7 protein-coding genes are annotated in these 18,810 nt (G+C 62.7%); 1 reads left to right on the plus strand and 6 read right to left on the minus strand.

Features of this window, described 5'->3' with window-relative positions:
- Positions 1 to 22: 22 nt before the first annotated feature.
- Both ACM1ZW_RS30900 and ACM1ZW_RS30905 read right to left on the minus strand, forming a co-directional pair.
- Positions 23 to 478 (minus strand): GNAT family N-acetyltransferase, encoded by a 456-nt coding sequence (locus ACM1ZW_RS30900; RefSeq protein WP_414879173.1) that lies wholly within the window; start codon positions 476 to 478, stop codon positions 23 to 25.
- Positions 479 to 534: 56 nt separating this feature from the next.
- Complete coding sequence (locus ACM1ZW_RS30905; protein WP_416740864.1) at positions 535 to 723, minus strand: antitoxin; 189 nt, start codon at positions 721 to 723, stop codon at positions 535 to 537.
- Positions 724 to 1,236: 513 nt separating this feature from the next.
- Here ACM1ZW_RS30905 and ACM1ZW_RS30910 point away from each other — a divergent pair.
- Entirely contained in the window at positions 1,237 to 1,590 is a 354-nt protein-coding gene (locus ACM1ZW_RS30910) for a DUF6124 family protein (protein WP_017337595.1), read from the plus strand.
- Positions 1,591 to 1,639: 49 nt separating this feature from the next.
- On the opposite strand, the gene ACM1ZW_RS30915 is transcribed toward ACM1ZW_RS30910, so the two are convergent.
- The 4 genes from ACM1ZW_RS30915 to ACM1ZW_RS30930 all read right to left on the minus strand — a co-directional run bounded on the left by ACM1ZW_RS30915 (position 1,640) and on the right by ACM1ZW_RS30930 (position 18,790).
- Positions 1,640 to 2,605: an alpha/beta hydrolase gene (locus tag ACM1ZW_RS30915; protein WP_416739963.1), complete on the minus strand. Its 966-nt coding sequence runs from the start codon at positions 2,603 to 2,605 to the stop codon at positions 1,640 to 1,642.
- A 212-nt stretch (positions 2,606 to 2,817) separates the two neighbouring features.
- On the minus strand, positions 2,818 to 14,625 hold the full coding sequence (locus ACM1ZW_RS30920) for an amino acid adenylation domain-containing protein (protein ID WP_416739964.1): 11,808 nt from the start codon (positions 14,623 to 14,625) through the stop codon (positions 2,818 to 2,820).
- The gene (locus ACM1ZW_RS30925) at positions 14,622 to 17,720 is read right to left on the minus strand and encodes a non-ribosomal peptide synthetase (RefSeq protein WP_416739965.1); all 3,099 of its coding nucleotides are present in this window, start codon (positions 17,718 to 17,720) and stop codon (positions 14,622 to 14,624) included. The genes ACM1ZW_RS30920 and ACM1ZW_RS30925 overlap by 4 nt, the downstream gene beginning before the upstream one ends.
- A gap of 11 nt (positions 17,721 to 17,731) precedes the next feature.
- Positions 17,732 to 18,790 (minus strand): TauD/TfdA family dioxygenase, encoded by a 1,059-nt coding sequence (locus ACM1ZW_RS30930; RefSeq protein ID WP_414879169.1) that lies wholly within the window; start codon positions 18,788 to 18,790, stop codon positions 17,732 to 17,734.
- Positions 18,791 to 18,810: the final 20 nt, after the last annotated feature.

The following is an 18,810-nucleotide window of genomic DNA, read 5'->3' on the forward strand; positions in this document are numbered from 1 at the left end:
GTTTGCAGAGCAGAAGCGTGAACTACTGCTCCAACCCCTTTTCCATGATGATCGTGCGCTCGGTGCCGTGAAATTCGTCCCGCACTTTTTTGAAGCCAAGCGATGCGTAAAAGCCTTCTGCGGTGATTGAAGAAGGAACGCGCAGAAATTTGACTTCACCGCTGGCGGCGGTTGACTGAATCATCACCATCAACTGTTTTCCGATACCCTGCCTCTGATAGAGCGGGTCGACGAATACGCTTCGAACAACGTCCTTATTAAGGCTGGCGGTTGCAACAACGTGATGGTCGACTGTTGCCACGTAAACCTGGCGTTGAGTCAGTAAGCGAAGAATGGCCTCCGGGGAGAAGCTTTGTTCCACTTGTTCGATGATTGCTGCCGTGTAGTCCTGGGCGTTGGTTTCGCGTAGCGCGTCAATAATGACTCGGCTTATGGCGGTTGCATCTTCGCTTGTGGCGATTCGAATCAGGCAGTCCATATGAGTGCGTCTTTCCGTGTATTTGCTGATCGTAAAGGGAGGTGGCGAACCGATATTCAACCATCATCACGCTTGTGGCGCTTTGATTCGATCAGCGCTCGCATCTCAGTCATCACCTGTGCGGGGACGTTCAAGCGTGGATCATCGAGCGAAGCTTGCACCCTGGCACGGAACCAACGGTTATAGCTGACGGCTTGCTCTTTGGTTTCGAACGCTGAAACGATGGGGGAAAAGTCGGCGCTAATATTCACCTCCGGTGAGACGAAGTACACCTCTACCCGCGAATAGGGGAGCCACCACGCTACACGCCGAACTTCCGACCGCCAAGCCTAAAAACATGTCGGAAATTTCCCCGATATTTACGCGATTTACCTTGGGTGTAGGAACCGTGCAGCCGCTTATTAATGCTGTTCGGCATAGTTTGTTTAAGCGGCCTACAGGTTACTTCGTGAAAGCTACATCACCTTGCGTCGTTGCCTACAGGTACGCCAGAATCCGCCGGCTTGTGCGTCATGGGTCCTCTCTATAACTTTATTCCTGTCACTGCCCATCAGTGATCGGGTTTAGTAGCCCGAGGCTTAATCTAAGACGTACAACGCGCTATCAATCAGGTTTACTCCTGCATTTTGATGGTAGCTGTACGCAGGGTGCCCTCGGGCACGCCGGCTTCTTAGATTCCCCGGTCTACTAACCTGCGTACAGCTGCCACCCCTTCTTTTAGTAGAGAAGAGGTTCCGGCCCACAACAGGAATCTAAATATGCCCAAGGTCACACCAAACCCGCCGGAAACCGATCCGGCCTCCCCCAAAGAAAACCTCGACTCACCCACCGCCCCCACTCCTGATTTCCAACCCTCAATCGCCGACATCAAACCCACCCCGCGCACACTCAGCACAATGTTCATCGTCAATCCGGAATTCGATATCGAAACCCTGCTGGGTTATGCGTGTGAATCGTTGGCCTCGGCCGAGGTGATGGCCAATGATCTGGCTGATCATATGACGGGGTCGTCGCGCAATTCACTGCTGGGCATTTCGCAGGTGATCATGCTGGCGGAGTTGACGGTGAATCGGGCATTGGACCATCTGGATCCGATAGAGGACACGCATTAGTCCGGTGACATGATCGTTCCCACCAGAGCGTGGGAACGATTCCTGCCCATCAACCCAGACTTTCAGTAATCTGCCCCGCCAGTTGCTCCAGCATCCCCGGCACTTCCTGAACCATCTCCCCCATCCGCGCGAAGTCGTGGGTCATGCCCGCTTTCACGTCCAGCACCACAGGCTGCCCCGCCGCACGCAATTTTTCGGCCCAGGCCAGGCCTTCGTCGAGCAGCGGGTCGTATTCGGCCAGCCACAACACCGTCGGCGTCAGACCTTGCAAGGTCTCGGCAAACAACGGTGAAAAGCGCCAGTCGCGGCGATCATCGGCGTTGCGTTGATACTGCTGGTAGAACCATTCCAGCGTGGTTGCTTCCAGCAGATAGCCATCGGCAAAACGTGCGAGGGACGGGCGTTTTTCCACGGCGTCGATCACCGGGTACAACAACGCTTGCAGCCGTGGCGTCAGCGGCCAGGCTTGTGGATTCTGCGCGATGGCGATCGACAACGAGGCCACCAGGCTGCCACCGACGCTGTCCCCCGCCAATGCGATGCGCATGGCGTCCAGCCCCAAAGCACTGGCGCCGGTAGTCGCAAGCCAGCGTGTCACGTCCTCGGCATCGTGGTAAGCGGTAGGGAAACGGTGTTCCGGGGCCAGTCGATAATCCGCCGACAGCACTGCAAAACCACCCGCCAATGCCAGGCGCCGGCACAGGGTGTCATGGGAATCGAGGCTGCCGACCACGTATCCGCCGCCATGGAAATACAGCAGCACCGGACGCTCCTGCGTGCCCAGCGACGGGCGAGCGTAGAGGCGCGCGTTGAGCAGATGGCCGTCGCGGGCCGGAATGCTCACCGCAGTCACGGTCAGCGCGCCCATCGGTGCAGCATCGAGCAGCTGCGAGGTTTGCTCGAACTGCTGGCGCGCGTCGGTCGGACTCAGCTCGTGCATGGGCAGGCTTTTTCCGGTGAGGCGGCCGAACTCGGCCAGTTCAAGAAACCCTTCGATGTCCGGGTGCAGTGCCATGGGCAGTCGTCTCCAAAAAATAAAAAGCTCGCCCTATAAACGAACGGTGAAGGCCGTTCATTAGGGCACACAAGCACAATGCTCTTCTGTGGCGAGGGAGCTTGCTCCCGCTGGGCTGCGCAGCAGTCCTTTTTTGGGGCCGCTTCGCGACCCAGCGGGAGCAAGCTCCCTCGCCACATGTTTTTTGCATGCCTCGGTATTTTTCTTGAGCGTTACGGCTGTGACACCACCTCCCGATCAAGTACCGCGACCACGGCGCTCAGGCATTCCTCCCGTTGCAGGATATCGAAGTGGCTCGCGGTGACGGTTTGCACCTTGCGCAGCCGCGGTTGCTGACGTTCCAGCGTCGCCCGTTCGGCGGTCGGGTTGCCATCGGCCCACCAGCAGCACAGTTCGGCGTGCGGCAGCGGCAAGCTCTCGACCTGCCGTGACAACGCCTTCAAGCGGGTGCTGACCATGAACGTCTGCGCCAGCTCATCGGCACCGAGCAACGCGTAGCCGCTGGCCTGCTCGCCCTCGGTGTCGATCACGGTGCGAATGATCCGTGCAACCGCGTCCTGATCACCCGCAGTTTCGACACTCAATGCCCGGGCTACGACATCACTGTCCATGCTCAAGGTTGCGCCAAGGAACTCGCTCAGGTCCGCGCGCCACTCATCGACACTGGCGACGGCGTTGGCCTGGGTCGGCACAAAGCTGTCCACCAGACCGACGAACGCCACCCGCTGGCCCTGTTGCTCAAGCAGGTCGCCGACCAGCAACGCCAGCGCCCCGCCCAACGACCAGCCCAGCAAGTGATACGGGCCTTGTGCCTGTTTGCGGCAGATTGCTCCAACGTAGTCCGCGGCCATCTGATGCAGCGAGGTGTCGTGCCACTGGCGGTCGAGCAGCATGCGGCATTGCACGCCGTACACCGTGCGCTGGCCTTCGAGTCGACGGGCCAAAGGCTCGTAGTCGAACACCGTGCCGAAACCGGCGTGCAGGCAGAACAGCGCCGGCAAACCGTCCACGGGCTGGTTCAACAGCAACAGTGGTTCAGGGCTCTGTTTGACCGTTTGCTCATCGACACCGGACAACCCGGCGATGGTCGGCTTGGCCATCATGTCGCGCAGTTTCAGCTGGAAGTCCGGCTCATTCAGCGCACGCACTTTCGAGATCACCTTGAGGGTACGCAGCGAATCGCCGCCCAACTCAAAGAAATTGTCAGTGATGCCGACTTTGTCGACGCCGAGCACTTGCTGCCAAATTTCGGCCAGCGCCCATTCCAGCGGCGTGCGCGGGGCCACGTAGTCGGGGCCTTCGAAGGTCGGATCGGGCAATGCCTTGCGATCGAGTTTGCCGTTGGGTGTCAGCGGGAAGCGCGGCAACACCACGATCTGCGTCGGCACCATGTAATCCGGCAGGCTTTCACGCAAGGCTGCCTGGCAACGCAGGCCCAGACCGTCGTCTTCGGCCGCAACCACATAACCCACCAGTTGCGGACCCAGGCCGCTGTCACGCACCACCACCAGCGCGTCATTGACTCCGACTTGCTCACGCAAACGGGCTTCGATTTCACCCAGTTCGATACGGAAGCCGCGCACTTTGACCTGATGGTCGATGCGCCCCACGTAATCGAACACGCCATCCTCGCGGCGGCGCACCAGGTCACCGGTGCGATACAGGCGACCACCGTCGCGACTGAACGGGTCGGCGACGAAACGCTCGGCGGTTTGCCACGGGTGACGGTGGTAGCCACGCGCAACGCCACGACCGCCGATGTACAACTCGCCGACCATGCCCGCCGGCAATGGGTTGAGGTCCATGTCCAGCACATGCAGGCTGCGAGTGCCGACGCGGTGACCGATCGGCGCGTACATCGCCTCGCAGTGGCCGTCGGCAGCGATTTTCCACAGCAACGGCGTGACCACGGTTTCCGTCGGCCCGTAACCGTTCACCAGATACTGCGGCTTGAGCGTGTGCTTGACCCGCTCGAACGTGGCGTCCGGCACCGCATCGCCACCGAAGCAGTAGATGCGCACCGGCGGCGGATCACCGCCCTGCAACTCGGCGTGTTCGGCCAGTTGCAACAGGTACGCCGGCGGGAAGCAGGCGACGCTGATGCGTTGACGGTGCAACACCGCCAGGGTCTGCTCGGCGGTCCACAAGGTATTGTCGCGCACCACCAGGGTCGAGCCGCTGATCAGCGCGGTGATCCAGCGCTCATGGGCGCCGTCGAAGGCGAACGACATGAAATGCAGCTCGCGATTGCCCGGGTCCATTTCGTACAGCTCGGCAATCGCCTGCACGTGCATGCTCAACGGCCCGTGGGCCACGGCGACGCTTTTCGGTTTGCCGGTGGAGCCCGAGGTGTAAATCAGGTAGGCCAGTTGCTCGGCGTGGACGTTGCTTTGAGGTGCCGACACTTCGACGTCGAGGTTCAAGCGATCCACGGCGACCATCGGCGTGCCCGGATTGAGTTGCGCGGTGTCACGCAAACGCTCCTGGGTCAGCAGTAAACGCATGTCACTGTCGGCCATCATGTAGCGCAGGCGTTCCTGCGGGTATTGCGGGTCCAGCGGCACGTAAGCGGCGCCGCACTTCATCACCGCCAACAGCGACACCACCAGTTCCAGCGAGCGTTCCATGAACACGCCGATCACGTCTTCGGCCTGCACGCCCTGCTCCAGCAGGTGCACCGCGAGTGCGTCGGAACGACGATCCAGCTCGGCATAACTCAAGCGTTCAGCGTCGTGGTCGGCGTAGCTGAGCACCAATGCGGTGTGCTCCGGTTGCAGGCGCGCCCGCTCGCGTATCAGTTCGTGCACCGGCCGTTCGTGGTCGTCGGCCAGCGTCGGCAGTTCGCCGTCCAGTTGCCGGCCTTCGTCCAGCGTCAGCAAGCCCAATTCGCCCACTGCGCGCTCGGCGTTGTCGCACAGACGCTGCATCAGGCTTTCCATGTGACTGCGCAAAACCTCCACGGTGGCCAGGTCGAACTGATCGCGCGGGTGCATGTACTCGATGCGCAGCCCTTCATCGAGGCTGACCATCAAGTCCATGGCGAAGCTGGTCAGGCCGAAGTCGGAGACGTCTTCGAAGCGCAGCGAATCGCCGTTCCACTCACGCAACGTGCGGTCCACCGGCTGGTTTTCGAAGACGATGATGCTGTCGAACAGCGACTGCCCGCCCTGCCCGGCCCAGCGTTGAATATCGCTGAGCGGGGTTTGCTGGAAGTCACGGATGTCGAGGTTGTAGGCCTGGATTTCGCGCAGCCAATCACCGACGCTCGCTTCGGTCGGCACGCTGTTGACCACCGGCAAAGTGTTGATGAACAGCCCCAACATGTTCTCCGAACCGTTGAGGGTTTCCGGGCGGCCCGACACCGTGGCGCCGAACGTCACCGTGCGTTGACCGGTGTAGCGCTGCAACAGCAACAGCCACGCGGCTTGCACCAGGGTGTTGAGCGTCACTTGCTGTTGCTGGGCAAACGCCTGCAAACGCGCGGTTTGCTGCGCATTCAGGTGCGTGTAGATCGCGTGATAACCCGCTTGCGGCGCCTTCACCGGCAATGCGCGGGCCAGGTGCGTGGCGCCTTCGAGGGCGGTGAGTTTGCCTTTCCAGAACGCCTCGCTGGCCTCGGCCACCTGTTGGCCGAGCCAGTCGATGTAGTCGCGATACGCGGCCACCGGTTCCTGCGCGTCGCCGCTGTAATGCCTCAGCACTTCACCGATCAGGCGCGATACGCTCCAGCCATCCATGAGGATGTGATGGTAGGTCCAGATCAGCCGATAGCGGTCGTCTTCCAGGCGTACCAGCAGCAAACGCAACAACGGCGCACGGTTCAGCGAGAAGCCACGTTCACGTTCATCGCTGGCCAATTGGCGCATACGTTCGACCTGGTTATCCACACCGCGCCAGTCCAGCTCGGTCAGCAGCGCCGGCGCCTGGCGCAGCACCACTTGCAGCGGCTCCTTGTCGCCCTCCCAGAGGAACGCGGTACGCAGGATCGCGTGGCGCTGCGCGGCGTCGGCCCAGGCTTCGCGGAAGCGCGGACCGTCAACGCCACGCACGCCCACTTCGATCTGGTTGACGTACAGCTCCGAATCACCGTCCTGCACCGAGTGGAACAGCATGCCCTGCTGCATCGGCGACAGGGGATAAACGTCGTCCACTTCGTCTGCCGTCAATTCCAGCGCCTGATATTGCGCTTGGCTCAGTTCGAGTTTCAGCGCTGGAGCAACCACCACCAGCGCCGCTTCAACGGCGTCGACAGCCTGGGCAACCGTCGCCAGTTCAGCGATGGTCGGGTGGCTGAACACGTGTTTCGGCGAAATGCTCAGGCCGGCCTTGCGTGCACGGCTGACCGCCTGGATCGATACGATGGAATCGCCGCCCAGTTCGAAGAAGTTGTCCTGAATGCCGACCGGCACTTCGAACAAGGCCTGCCACACGTCCTGCAGCGTCGCCTCCACGGCATTGCGCGGCGCGACGTATTCGCGCACCTGCTGATCGGGTTGCGGCAAGGCGCGGCGATCGAGCTTGCCGTTTGGTGTCACGGGCAGTTGCTCAAGCAACAACACATGGCTCGGTTGCATGTGCTCGGGCAACGCGTTGCGCAGGTGCTGCTTCAACGTATCGAGCACCAACGACTGGCCCACCACGTAAGCCACCAACTGCTTGGATTTACCGACATCCAGCGCGATCACCACCGCCTCGCGCACCTGTGGATGTTCCAGCAGGCAGGCTTCGATTTCGCCCAGTTCGATGCGCAAGCCGCGGATCTTCACTTGATGGTCGATGCGGCCGACGTACTCGATCACGCCGTCCTCGCGATAACGCGCCAGGTCGCCGGTGCGGTACAGGCGCTCGCCCTTTCCGCCGAACGGGCTGGCGACGAAACGCTCGGCAGTGAGGTCCGGACGACGGTGGTAACCCCGCGCCAGGCCGATACCGCCCAAATACAGTTCACCGACACAACCCGGCACTTGCGGTTGCAGGCTGTCGTCGAGGATGTAGGTCACCAGGTTGGCGATCGGGCAACCGATCGGCACGCTGATCGAACCGTCATCGACGCACGTCCAGTGAGTCACGTCGATGGCGGCTTCAGTCGGCCCGTACAGGTTGTACAAACCGACGCCGGGCAGCACGCGGAACAGGCTGTTCTGCAAATCCGCCGACAGCGCTTCACCGCTGCACAGGATCTGCCGCAGGCTGGCGCAACGTTCAAAGCCTTCGCCCTGGACAAACGCCTGCAACATCGACGGCACGAAATGCAGGGTGCTGACCTGATACTGCTCGATCAGACGCACCAGTTGCGCCGGGTCGCGATGGGCGCCGGGCTCGGCGACTGCAAGGCGTGCACCGACCATCAGCGGCCAGAAGAACTCCCACACCGACACGTCAAAACTGAGCGGCGTCTTTTGCAGCACGGTGTCGCGTCCGTCCAGCGGATACGCGCCCTGCATCCACTCGATGCGGTTGTACAACGCATCGTGACGGTTGGCCGCGCCCTTGGGTTTGCCGGTGGAGCCGGAGGTGTAAATCATGTACGCCAGCGATTGCAACTCGACCACGCACGGCAGGTTTTCGTCGCTCAAGCCTTCGACCAGTTGGGCACTGTCGTCCAGGCAAATTGCCGTGGTGCCGGCCGGAATCGGCAATTGCGCCAGCAGATGACGCTGGGTCAACAGCACGCGCACGCCGCTGTCTTCGAACATGTGCTCCAGGCGCTCGCGCGGGTAATCCGGGTCCAGCGGCACATAGGCACCGCCGGCCTTCATGATCGCCAGCAAACCGATCACCAGTTCCAGCGAACGCTCGGCGGCAATCCCCACCAGCACTTCGGCGCCGACGCCTTGGGCACGCAGGTAGTGCGCGAGGCGGTTGGCCTGTTGGTTGAGTTCGCCATACGTCAGGGTCTGACCGGCGAACACCAACGCCGCAGCGTCCGGAGTTTTCAGCACCTGGGCCTCGAAGCACTGGTTGACCGGACGTACGTCGGGCCAGGTCACGGCGGTGTCGTTGAAGCCTTGCACTTGCTGCTCGGTCTGCGTGGCGTCGAGCAGGCTCAGACGGCCCAGGGCTTGTTGCGGCTCACGAACCATCGCATCGAGCAACGCCACCAGACGAGTGCTCAGGCTGTCGATGGCCTCAGCAGTAAACAGCGCCGTGTCGAAATTGAAGCGCAGGTCCAGGCACTCGCCAAGCTCGGCGGCGATGGCGAGCGGGAAACTGGTCTGATCGTGATGGCTGATACCGGAAAACTTCAGCGTGCTTGGATTTCCGCCCTCCAGCGCCTCGGCGACCGGGTAGTTTTCGAACACCAGCAGCGTGTCGAACAGCGCCTCGCCGGAATGCCCGGCCCAGCGCTGCACATCCGCCAGCGGCGTGTATTCGACATCGCGCAATTTGAGGTTGAGCGCCTGCACCTCGTCCACCCATTGGCTGACCGTGCGCTCGGGGTGCGGCGTGGCGATCACCGGCAAGGTGTTGATGAACAGACCGACTTGCTGCTCGATGCCCTGCAACTCGCTCGGACGCCCCGACACCGTGGCGCCGAACGCCACCGTGCGCTGACCGGTGTAGCGCTGCAACAGCAACAGCCACGCCGCTTGCAGCAAGGTGTTCGGCGTGACGCGGGCCTGACGGGCAAACCCGCTCAGGCGCTCGGTGGCCGCCCGGTCCAGGCTCAGATGAACGGTGCGATGACCGTCGCCCTGCCCTGCGACCGCTCCCGGCATCGCGCCGGCCAATCGCGTCGGTTCGTTGAACGCTTGCAACTGCTCCAGCCAGAACGCTTCGCACGCGGCGCGATCACGCCCGCCCAGCCACGTCATGTAATCGCGATAACGACCGCCACTCGCCACTGGCATCACACCGGAATAACGCTGCAGCACTTCGCCGAACAACTGCGAGGTGCTCCAGCCATCCAGCAGAATGTGGTGGTTGGTGAAGATCAGGTGATGGGTGTCGTTCGCGGTCTGCACCAGGGTCAGGCGCAGCAACGGCGCCGCCGTCAGGTCGAAACCGCGCAGGCGATCGTCCTCGGCCAGACGTTCCAGGGCCTGCCTCTGATCCGCTTCACTGCGCCAGTCGAGCACGGTCAACGGCAACGTGGCGTGGGCCAGAATCACTTGCAGCGGTCGCGAGCCATTGCTCTCGCTGAAGAACGCGGCGCGCAGCACTTCATGGTTTTCCAGCGTCTGCTGCCAGGCGCTGCGGAACGCCTCGACCTCAATGCCCTGCACATCCACGCGCATTTGCGGAATGTAAGCGCCGGCATCAGGGGCGAACAGACTGTGGAACAGCATGCCTTCCTGCATCGGCGACAGCGGGAAGATGTTTTCGATTTCACGCGTCGCCAGCGGCAGTGCATCGAGCTGTGCCTGATCGACACTGACCAGCGGCACATCACTCGGCGTCAGGCCGCCGGCACCGCTGAGGCAGTGTTCGATCAGCTGTTGCAGCTCGGCGGCATAGGCCTCGGCCAGACGCTGCACGGTGTGCTCGGCGAAGACTTCGCGGCTGAAGGTCCAGCTCAGGCGCAGTTGCCCCGCGTAGACCTGACCGTTGATGCTCAGGCCACGGTCCAGCGAGGCGGAAGCACCTTGCTCGACGCCACCGCTTTCCCGGGCCGGACGCCACGGTGCCTGCTCATCGAAGCTGGCATCGAACTGGCCCATGTAGTTGAAGGTGATTTGCGGCTGCGGCAACGCCTCAAGACCGGCCTGAGCCAGATAGCGCAGGATGCCGAAGCCGATGCCTTTGTCCGGCACCGCGCGCAGCTGTTCCTTGACCGCTTTGATGCTCCCAGCCAGATCGCCCGTCGGGGTCAACTTGACCGGGAAGATCGAGGTGAACCAGCCCACGGTGCGGGTCAGGTCGATGTCATCGAACAGGTCTTCGCGGCCGTGGCCTTCCAGTTTGACCAGGGTTGATGGCTGGCCAATCCAGGCCCCCAGGACCCGCGACAACGCCGTCAGCAACAGGTCGTTGACCTGCGTGCGATACGCCGCCGGAGCGTCTTGCAGCAGTTGGCGGGTGAAGGTGCTGTCGAGCACGGTTTCCACGCTCACGGCATGTTGGCTGGCCAGGCTGCCCTGTGGATTATCGGCGGGCAGGTCCACCACCACGTCGTGGTATTGGCGCTGCCAGTAAGCCGCTTGGCGCGCTAGTTCGGGACTTTGCGCATGGGTTTGCAAACGCGCCGCCCAGGCCTGATAGGCGCTGGATTTGGCCGGCAGGCGCAGAGGCTGCGCCTGACGCGCCTGGTCGTAGGCTGTTTGCAAATCTTCGAGTAGCAGACGCCAGGACACGCCGTCCACCGCCAGGTGATGCACCACCAACAGTAAGCGTTGGCCGTCCGCGGCCATGTCCACCAGCAAGGCGCGCAACAGTGGGCCGTCGTGCAAACTCAGGCTGGCTTGTGCGGCGTTGCAGTGATCAAGCAGCTCATCGGCGTTCGTGGCCTGCCGCTGCCACAACAGTTCGGCGCTGTTCCAGTGCTCGGCCTGGGCCTGCTGCCACACGCCATCCACCTGATGCAAACGCAGGCGCAACGCGTCGTGATGCTCCAGCAGCGCGGTCAATGCCTGTTGCAGGCAGGCGCTGTCCAGAGGCTCGCGAAGCTCCAGCAGCACCGACTGGTTCCAGTGGTCCCGGGTTTCGATGGTCTGCTCGAAAAACCAGTGCTGGATCGGTGTCAGCAGCACATCGCCGCACACCGGGCCCTGGTCGATGACCAGCCCGGCACTGCGCTGGGCGACCTTCGCCAGACTTTCCACGGTCTGGTGTTGAAACAGATCACGCGGGGTGATGCGGATCCCGGCCTGACGCGCACGGCTGACCACCTGAATCGAGATGATCGAGTCGCCACCCAGTTCGAAGAAATTGTCGTCGATGCCCACGCGTTCAAGCTTGAGCACGTCTTGCCAGATCGCCGCCAACGCGGTTTGCATCTCGTCCGCTGGCGCCGTGTAAACCTGCTGCGCCAGCGTGCCGTCAGGCTTGGGCAACGCGTTGCGATCAAGCTTGCCGTTGCTGGTCAGCGGCCAGTGGTCGAGCTTGAGCAAATGCGCCGGCACCATGTAATCCGGCAGGCCCGCTTGCAAGTGCTCGCGCAACGCCTGGCGCAAATCGGCGACGTCCTGGGTGACGGTAAACCACGCGACCAATTGCTGGCTGCCATTGATCTCGGGCGCCAGCACCAGCGCTTGCTCGATGGCCGGATGGCTTTGCAGGCGGTCCTGGATTTCTCCCAGTTCGATGCGGAAGCCACGAATCTTCACTTGATGGTCGATGCGTCCGGCGTACTCGATGCTGCCGTCGGTGCAATAGCGCGCCAGATCGCCGGTGCGATACAGGCGCGCCCCCGCCTCGCTGGCAAACAGGTCCGGGACAAACCGCGTGGCGGTCAAATCGGCGCGCTGGTGATAACCCCGCGCCAGGCCGGCACCGCCGACGTAGAGCTCACCGACGCAACCCTTGGCCACCGGGTTCAGGCGCGGATCGAGCACGTACCAGCGCAGGTCGGCAATCGGCTCGCCCAACGGCGAACTGTTGGCGCCGTCAAGGTCGGCGCGGGACAACGGCCGGTACGTCACGTGCACGGTGGTTTCGGTGATGCCGTACATGTTGATCAGCAATGGCTGTCGGTCGTCGAACACGTCGTACCACGGACGCAGGCTCGCGACGTCCAGTGCCTCGCCGCCAAACACCACGTAACGCAGGGCCATGCCCTGGGCATTGGCGCAGGCAAATGGCATCAACTGGCGGAACGCCGACGGTGTCTGGTTGAGCACCGTAACCTGTTCATCGCACAGCAGGCGGGCGAAATCTTCCGGGGATCGGCTGATGGCGTGCGGCACCACCACCAGCTTGCCGCCGTAGAACAGCGCGCCAAAGATTTCCCACACGGAAAAGTCGAAGGCATAGGAATGGAACAGGCTCCAGACATCGTCCGCGTTGAAACCGAACCCGTGCTCGGTGGCGCTGAACAGGCGGGTCAGGTTGCTGTGGGGCAGCAGCGTGCCCTTGGGTTTGCCGGTGGAGCCGGAGGTGTAGATGACGTACGCGAGGTTTTCCGGGCGGGTCAGGTTCGGCAGATTCTCACCAGATGCTTCGTTGAGCCAGTCACTGGCGTGATCCAGACAAATCACTTCGAGGCCTTCAGACAACGGCAGTCGCGGCAACAATGCGGAGTCGGTCAGCAACAGGCGCGTGCCGCTGTCGGCCAACATGTAGGCCAGACGGTCCTGCGGGTATTCCGGGTCCAGCGGCACATAAGCGCCACCCGCCTTGAGGATCGCCAGCACGCTGACGATCATCTCCAGCGAGCGCTCCAGCGCGATCCCCACCAACACGTCCGGACCAACACCGCGTTCGCGCAAACGATGGGCGATGCGGTTGGCCTGTTGGTTCAATTGCGCGTAGCTGAGGGTCACGCCGTCGCAGGTCACCGCGATGGTGTGCGGGTGCGCGGCAGCCTGGGCTTCGATCAGTTGATGCGCGCACAGCGTGTGCGATTGGCCGGCCACGTTTGCCGGGGCGCTGCGGTTCCAGTCCAGCAAAGTCGCTTGTTGCTCGGTTGGGGCGAGCATGCGCAGGTCGGCCAACGCGACCGAGCCGTCGGCGCAAATCGCCTGCAACAGGTTCAGCCAATGCCGCCCCAGACGCTCGATGGTCGCGGCGTCGAACAATTCGGTGGCATAGACAAACGAGGCGCGGATGCCATCGTCGCTCTCCACGGTGTCGAGCATCAGGTCGAACTTGGTGGTCTTTTCATCCCAGATCAGCGGTTCGACGCTAAGGCCCGGCAAGTCCCAGCGCTGCTGGCCACCGGCATCGCGCTGGTGGTTGAACATCACCTGGAACAGCGGCGTGTGACTCAGGCTGCGTTCGACATCGAGCCCGTCGACCAGTTGCTCGAAAGGCAGATCCTGATGCGCCTGCGCACCCAGTGCCGCGGTTTTGACCTCGGCCAGCAATTGCAGGAATGGCTGATCGGCATGGGGCTGGGTACGCAGCACTTGGGTGTTGACGAAAAAGCCCAGCAGGTTCTCCACGTCCTGACGGGTACGGTTGGCAATCGGCACGCCGACGCGAATGTCCTGTTCACCGCTGTAGCGATGCAACAGGGTTTGCAACGAAGCCATCAGCACCATGAACAGCGTGCAGCCTTCGCGACGAGCGAGATCCTTCAGGTTGATCGCTAGCTCGGCCGGCACCTCCAGTTCGACGCTCGCGCCCTGCTGGCTCGGGATCGCCGGGCGACGACGGTCCGCCGGCAGGTTCAGCGGCGGATGCTCACGGCCCAGTTGTTCACGCCAGTACGCCATCTGACGTTCGGCTTCGCCGGCCTCCAGCCACAGGCGCTGCCAACGGGCGAAATCGGCGTATTGAATCCCCTGCTCCGGCAGTTGCGGCGACTGCCCCGCGCTCAGTTGCGCATAGCGTTGAGTGAATTCCTGCAACAGGATTGGCAGCGAACCGCCGTCAGTGACGATGTGATGGAACGTCAGCACCAGCACATGCTGCTGCGCGTCGAGGCGGATCAACCGGCAGCGCATCAACGGACCGTGCTGCAAGTCGAACGGCTGCTCGGCGTTGAGACCGACCTGACGTTGCAGTTCGGTTTCGTCAGCGGCGTCGGCCTCGATCAGCGGTGCTTCCATCTGCGGATGGATTTTTTGCAGCACCTGCTGCTCGTCGAAGACGAAGGTGGTGCGCAACACTTCGTGGCGCTGCACCAGCGCGGCGAGGGTTTGTGCCAGCGCTGCACGGTTCAGCTCACCGTTCAGGCGAAAGGCACCGGTCAGGTTGTACGCGGTCGCCTGCGGCTGCATCTGCCACAGAAACCACAAGCGCTGCTGCGCGTACGACGCCGGTAACGTGTCGACCGCCGGGTCCCTGGGCGGGATCGGCAGCAGTTCCAGGGTAAGGCCCTGGGCGTGCATCTTTTCTTGCAAGGCACGCCGCGCCTCCAGGCTCAAGCCGCAGAAACGCTGGGCCAGGGTCATCATTCTGTCCGGTGCAGCACTCATCGCGTGTGTTCCTCATCCACTTCGTCGAACAACGCTTCCAGCGCGTCTACATCGTTTTCTTTGTGTTCACTGTGCTGACGGAACCGCTCGATTTCCGCCGCCAGGCGCTCCAGCGTGTCGCCCTCGAAGAACAGCTTCAGCGGGATCGCCAGGTTCAGTTCTTCCTGAATCCGCGCGCGAATCCGCGTGGCCAGCAGCGAGTGGCCGCCCAGCTCGAAGAAGCTGTCGTGCACGCCGACCCGCTCCACGTGCAGCGCTTCGGCCCAGATCGCCGCCAGGACTTTTTCCAGGTCGGTGCGCGGGGCGACGAAGGCACTGCGGCGTACGTCGAGGTCGAGTAAGGCCTGGCGATTGAGTTTGCCGTTGGGCATCAGCGGGAAGCGTTCCAGCACCTGCAAGCGAACGGGCTGCATATGCTCGGGCAGTGCTTCGCCGAGATGGCTGCGCAATTCGTTGAGGCGGATGTCGGCGGTGTCGGCCGGGGAAATCACGAAGCCCAGCAGTTGCGGGCCGGTCGGCGTTTCACGGGCGATGACCGCGGCGTCTTCGATGCCGGGGGCGCTGCGCATGGCGGATTCGATCTCGCCCAGCTCGATGCGGAAACCGCGGATTTTCACTTGATGATCGACCCGCCCCAAATACTCCAACACACCATCGGCGCGGTAGCGTGCGAGGTCGCCGGTGCGGTACAGGCGTTGGCCGGCCTGCTTCGCAAACAGGTCGGGGATGAAGCGTTCGGCCGTCAATGTGGCGCGCTTGAGGTAGCCGCGGGCGATGCCGGCGCCGCCGACGTACAGTTCGCCTTCGACGCCCACGGCCACCGGCATCAGGTCCGGGCCGAGCACGTGAATGCGCATGCCCGGAATCGGCTGGCCAATCGGGATGGTGTCGTCATCCTGACCCAGCGGCAGTTCCCACGCCGAACACCAGACCGTGCCTTCCGTCGGGCCGTATTCGTTGACCAGCGCCACCTGCGGCAAGGCCTCGCGATGGCGTGCGACCAAGGCATTGCTGCACGCTTCGCCGGCGACGATCACACAGGCCAGGGCATGGCTGTCGAGGTGCTCCAGAATCTGCGCGTGGTAGGACGGCAAAGTCAGGTAATGGGAAACTTCTTCACGCTGGATCAGCGCCGCCAGCAGCGCCGGATCCTTGTAGCTGTCTTCGTCCGGCAGGCACAGGGTCGCGCCCTGCCCCAACGCCCAGAAAACCCCGGCCACGGAGCTGTCGAACGAGAACGATGAGAGCATCAGGAAGGCGCGCAACGGCTGACGATAGAACGCGCTGCGTGCGAGGGTCGAGGCCACCGCGTTGGCGTGACTGATCATCACGCCCTTGGGTTTGCCGGTGGAACCGGAGGTGTAAATGACGTAGGCCAGATGGGCGCTGTCGCCCAGCGGACATGGCTGCTCTTGTGACGCGGACCAGACCTCGGCCAGCGGCATCAGCGAAATCATCCGCTCGCTGTGCAACGCTTCCGGCAGCGGCTGGCAGGCCAGCACCTGACGCGCAGCGGCGTCCTGCAACATGAACGCCAGACGCTCGATCGGGTAGTTCGGATCGAGCGGCAGGTAAGCGGCGCCGGCCTTGAGCGTGCCGAGCAATGCAATGACGATTTCCAGCGAACGCTGACCGTAGACCGCAACGATTTCGTCCGGCGCCACACCTTGGGCGCGCAAGGTATTGGCCACCTGGTTGGAGCGTGCATCCAGCTCGGCATACGTCAGACGCTGGCCATTGACGCTCACAGCGATACGCTGCGGATGCAGGCGTGCCTGTTCGGTGAACAAGTCTTGCAGGTAGCGGCACGGCAATGCCTGCTCGGCGGACAGCGGGTTGAAGTCTTCGATCAAACGGGTCATTTGCACCGCGTTGACCTGAGTGGCCTGGCCCAGCGTCAGCTCCGGCGAAGTCAGCAACTGGCGGCTGAATTCGACAAACTGCTCCAGCCAGGCGGCGAGCATCGACTCAGGCACCGCGCCGGCCAGGCACGACAGCTGCAATTTCTCACCCTGAACCCGCAGGCGCAGGACTTCCGGGTTGGCGTCGTCCACTTCGATGTTCGTGTTCGCATCGGCCTGAAACACCAGGCCATAACGCAGTGGCGCCGTGCCTTCGGCGCTCAGCTCGAACTCGTTGAGGCAGTCGAGCCAGGACAGCGATTGCTCGACGCTGGCCGCAAACGAGGCCAGCGCTTGCGCCAGGGTCTCGTCGCGGCGATTGTCGAAGGCCACCGGCAAACGCCGGGCGAAACGTCCCAGGGTCGCTTCGGTCTGCTCGTTGCGCCCCGCCACTTCCCAGCCCATCAGCAACTTTTCCTGGTTGCCGATGCGCGCCACGAACGCACTCCACAGCAACAACGCCACGCGCTGCGCTTCGACACCCTGAGCGCCGGCCACGCGCTGCACATCCGCCAGCCATGCCGCGTCGTCGAGCGTGGCCTGATGGCGAGCCAGCGTCACTTCAACAGTTTTTTCAAACGGCAGATGATGGGCCAGCGCGAACTGCTGTTGCAGGTTGCGCCAGAACACGGCGCCTTGAAGGCCGATGTCTTCTTCGCGCAGTTCTTCCTGCCATGCGGTGTAATCCAGGTACTGCAGATCTTCCTGATTGTCGGCCAGTGTTTCGCCGCGCAACAGGCTCGCCAGCTCCGCCGACAGCACCCGCAGCGATACTTCATCAAGACTGCTGGCGGGCGCCAGCAGTGTGACGAAATGCTGACCTTCTGCGGTTTGTACGGGCGTCACCACCAACACTCGAGCCGGATCGTCAGCCAGGGTTTCACAGCCGCGGCGCAGGGCTTCGGCCACCGAAGACACGCTTCCCGACAACGTCACCGGCAGCTCATCGCACAGGCTTTGCACAGGCCACTTCATGCCCGGCAATCGGCGATAGACCGTGCGCAGGGTTTCATGGCGCAGACCCAGCTCGTCCAGTGCAAGGCGCAAGGCCTGCGCGTCCACAGCCTGGGCGACCGGAACGGTCAGGGCGGCGAACAAGCTCTGTCCGCCCAGCTCCTGAGCGCGCAAATAGAAGGCTTGCTGGGCCGAAGTCTGGAAAACGTCTACCGAAGGTTCGAGGGCGGTGGTGTTCATGTCGAGTGTCCTTATTCCTGATCCAGGTCGGCGCTTTTCTGCGCGATGGCCATGGCCGTGAGGATTTTTCTGTAGCCAGTGAATTCATTGCGCGCATGCACGCTGAGGATGTTGTCCAGCAGGACCACGTCGCCCTTCTCCCAGGCGAACTCGACCATCACGTCGCGATAGATGCCTTGCAGGTGACGGATGACGTCGTCGGGAATGGCCGTGCCGTCACCGAAGAAGGTGTTTTGCGGCAGGTCCAACGGGCCGAATTCACGCAGCAGGTTGTCGCGGATGCTGTCTGGCAGGGTCAGCGCGTTGAAGAAGGTGCCGTGGTTGAACCAGATGCGTTCGCCGGTCAGCGGATGGCGCACGATCGCCGGGCCGTTTTGCCGGGTGCGCAGGCGATTGCCCGACTTCCACTCCGCCTGAATGCCGATTCTGGCGCAGTAGGCTTCGACTTCTGCGCGGTCCTCGCTCTGGAACACGGTCTGCCACGGCAGCCCCATGCCGTCGCCGTAGTTGCGCACGTACATGATGCGTTTACGCTGAAACTCCTCGCGCACGGCCGGGTCGATTCGCGCGAGGATTTCGCGGGTATCGCCGAACGGGGTTTCGCCGCCGGTGGTCGAGGGCGTGTCACAGTAGAAGTACAGGTGACGCGGGAACACCGGCGAATAGGAATGCTCGTTGTGCGGGAAGATTTTCTCCGCTGCCGGGTAGTCGGTGGAGCTGTAGATCTTGAACTGGCCGGTGATCTGGGTCCGTGGCGAGGCGCGAAACAGGTACTCCAGGGCCCCGTCGGAAATCGCCGCCACGCAGCGGTTGAACTCGGCAATGTCGGCCACCTGGAAGCCACGGAAAAGAATTACCGCGTGGGCCAGCAGCTTGCTTTCGATCAGCGCGCGATTCTCCGTCGCCCACTCCACCAGGCTGACGCCGGGCACCGCCGGGCGGCACACCAGGGGCATGCTGGCACCGTCGAACATCGGCGCAAAACTCACCAGCCGGGTCGGGTCGGTGGACAGGCTCTTGCGTGCACCGCGACCGATTTTGGGAATGGACTTGGTGGTTGAAACAGTCATAAACCCCTCCAGAAAATGAT

Origin of the sequence: Pseudomonas sp. NFX71 (genome assembly GCF_048079215.1) — a bacterium.
Lineage (GTDB): Bacteria > Pseudomonadota > Gammaproteobacteria > Pseudomonadales > Pseudomonadaceae > Aquipseudomonas > Aquipseudomonas fluorescens_B.